The organism is Streptomyces sp. SBT349 (assembly GCF_001083795.1).
Taxonomy (GTDB): domain Bacteria; phylum Actinomycetota; class Actinomycetes; order Streptomycetales; family Streptomycetaceae; genus Streptomyces.
On record NZ_LAVK01000630.1, the window covers coordinates 1 to 1,794 of the forward strand.

Genomic DNA, 1,794 nt, shown 5'->3' on the forward strand with positions numbered 1-1,794 from the left:
CGCGCGAGCCCCAGGTGCTGGGCCGGGGGCACCTCCTCGGCCGCCTCGCGCTGGCGGGCCGCGCTCCGCGAGAGCCTGCCGAGCGCCTCGGACGCCTGCCGGTAGGTCAGCGGCGTGGGCGCGCCGCCCGCCGTGCGGTGGTCGGTGGCCCGCGCGGGCAGCGCCTTCGCCGGTTCGGCCGCTTCGAGCGCGAGACGTCGGCTGCCCTCCAGGGCCTTGGCGCGTTCGCTCTCGGCGGTGGCGTACCGGCGCAGCAGGTCGGCGTGCTCGGACCTGAGCCTGCCGAGGTCCACGCGCTTGTCGCGGATCTTGTCCTCCAGCGCGCCGACGAGCTCCTGGGCCTCTTCGAGCTCGGCCTGCCGCTCGTCGATCTGCCAGCTCATCCCCGCCTTGGCGGCGCGCTCGCGCGCCACCTGCCGCCCCGCCTCCAGGTCCCAGCGGCGCAGCAGCAGGGCGATGGCGACCGCGCAGGCGGCGGCCGCGGCGACGAGGACGCGCAGCGCTATCGCGTCGTCTCCGTCGCCCAGCAGCCAGGAGCCGCCGGCGCAGCCGAGCGCCAGCCCGCCCAGCACACCCGGAATCAGCACGCGATGCAGTGCTGAGGATCGGTGACGTCCACGTGCCATGGGCGAAACTTACCGTGACGCCGACAGCGCGCGGGAGTGCTCCTCGGCGGTTGTTCCCTTGCAGTTATGTACGGGACGCCGGATGGGTCCCGCGCGGGGTCAGCCTTCGAGGAGGCCCTGCTCGGTGAGGTAGTCCCGGGCGACCTCGTCGGCCTTGCGGCGTTCGGAGTCGACCTGGCGGTTCAACTCGATCAGGTGATCGGTGGTGAGGGTGGCGGTGAGGCGGTCCAGGGCCTCGGCGATCTCGGGGTCGCTCGCCGACTCGGCGTTGAGGACCGGGAGCAGGTTGTCCGCGAGCTGGAGCTTCTGGTCGTCCTCCAGCAGCACCAGGTCGAAGTCCTCCAGGGTCGCGTCGGTCGTGGTGACCAGGGCCAGATCGTCCTCGCCGTCGGCCACGGCCTGCTTGGCCTGGACGGTGCCGACGCCCAGCGGGTCGATCCCGGTGATGTCGATGCCGTAGGTGTCTTCGAGGCCCGGCTCGCAGAAGGGCCGCTCCGGGCAGTCCTCACCGGCGGCCAGCCGGATCGGGAGCCCGGACTCGCCCAGGTCGGAGAGGGTCTCCAGGTCGTGCTCCGCGGCGAAGTCGGCGCGGACGGCGAACGCGTTCTGGTCGACGGCCTCGCCGGGGTCCAGGACCGTGAGGCCGCGGGGCTCGGCCAGCTCGCGCAGCGCGGCCACCGTGGCGTCGACGTCCGAGGAGGCGAGCGGCTCGGCCTCGGGACCGTTGGCCTGGGCGTTCAGGTACTCGGTCAGGGTGGCCGCGTACTCGGGGACGACGTCGATGGCGCCGCTCTCCAGCTCGGGCGCGTAGAGCTCGCGGCCGTCGGTGCTGGTGATGCTGGTGGAGTACCCGGCCTCCTCCAGTACCTGCGCGTAGAGCTCGGTCATGATCGTCGCCTCGGTGAAGTTGGCGCCGCCGACCGTCAGCGAGCCGCCGCCGCTCTCCTCGCCGGTGCCGCCGCTGTCGCCGCCCTCCTCCTCCAGGCTGTCGCCGCCGCAGGCGGTCAGGGACAGCGCCAGGGCGGTGGCGGCGCCGACGGCCAGCAAGGCCGTCCTTCTGCGCGGGGATGTCGCGGTCACGTGGGTCTCCGTCCAGGGGTCGGGCTCTGAGGGGCGAACAGGGGAGAAGTCGAGGGCGGTCGGGGCATGATCAGGCGGATGGGGAGGG

1 protein-coding gene and 1 pseudogene are annotated in these 1,794 nt (G+C 73.5%); both read right to left on the bottom strand.

What is annotated here, in order from left to right; all coding sequences use genetic code 11:
• Window positions 1-587 (bottom strand): annotated as a pseudogene (locus tag ADY01_RS35330) (hypothetical protein); the annotation flags it as partial.
• Between the two features lie 138 nt (window positions 588-725).
• Window positions 726-1,706: an ABC transporter substrate-binding protein gene (locus ADY01_RS35335; RefSeq protein ID WP_049580951.1), complete on the bottom strand. Its 981-nt coding sequence runs from the start codon at window positions 1,704-1,706 to the stop codon at window positions 726-728.
• Window positions 1,707-1,794 lie beyond the last annotated feature (88 nt).